The 1,066-nt window shown below is 69.6% G+C and carries 1 protein-coding gene; it reads right to left on the reverse strand.

Annotated features, from left to right (window positions below; genetic code table 11):
- The coding region (locus ACIO9J_RS44820) for an IS701 family transposase (RefSeq protein WP_402012182.1) at positions 1 to 1,066 on the reverse strand (1,066 nt) is incomplete at both ends.

A 1,066-nucleotide genomic window follows, 5' to 3' on the forward strand; every position in this document is an offset into this window, starting at 1 on the left:
TGCGGCCTTCGAAGTGGTCCAGGCCCAGGCCGTGCTTGAGCTCGCGGTAGTCGTGCTCGATGCGCCAGCGCGTCTTGGCCAGCTTCACCAGGTGCTCGATGGGTGTGGTGGCGGGCAGGTTGGAGACCCAGAAGCCGGTCGGTTCCCTCGCCTGCTGGGGCTGTTCGACCAGCAGGGTCCGCAGGGGCAGTACTCCGTCCCAGGCGTAGTGGCCGCCGCCTGCTGCCTGGGCATGATGCAGGGACTGCTTGCCCGCCGGCCGGATCTCAAGGACCGCGAAGCGTGAGCACATGGTCCCCTTGCTGCCCTGACGCCAGGAGACCTCGCTGAACACCCCGTGCCTGGCGGCCAGTTCGGTCAGTCTGCTGGGTCGGGTGCGGTAGCGGGGCAGGGTGGGTGGACCCAACCCGCCATAGGCAGGGCAGTGCGGCCGGGCACGGCCCTCATGGGCCACCTCCTTGGCCTCCACAGCCACCGCATAGTCCAGCCCCCGGTCTTCCAGAGCGAGACGGAAGCCGACCGAGCGGCCGTAGCCGCAGTCGGCGACCACCACCGGTGCCGTCAGATCCCAGGATGCGAGCCGGTCCAGCAAGTCCAGCGCCAGCCGGCTCTTGGGGACGGAGCCGACCTCGTCGGGGACGCCTGCCCTGCGGCGCCGGGCAGCATCGCCTGCCCACTCCTCAGGCAGATACAACTGCCAATCCAGTGGGCAGGACGCGGTGTCGGTGGCTGCGTGCACGCTGACCGCGACCTGGCAGTTGGCGCGCTTACCGACGGCTCCGCAGTACTGGCGGGCCACCCCCACCGACGCCTTCCCGCACTTAGGGAAGGACACATCGTCGATCACCCACGCCTCGGGCCGGATCGCCTCGATAAGCCGCTCAGCGATCCGCTGCCGCACCGGCAGCCAGTCCCAGGGCGACTGGTTCACGAACTGCTGCAGGGCCTGCATGTTGCCGTCCGGCAGACGGGCCGCCATCGGCTGGATCGACTTACGCCGCCCATCCAGCATCAGACCCCGCAGATAACACTCGCCCCACCGCCGCTGATCCCGCCGCGGCAGCGA

The organism is Streptomyces sp. NPDC087300, assembly GCF_044744425.1.
Taxonomy (GTDB): Bacteria; Actinomycetota; Actinomycetes; order Streptomycetales; family Streptomycetaceae; genus Streptomyces.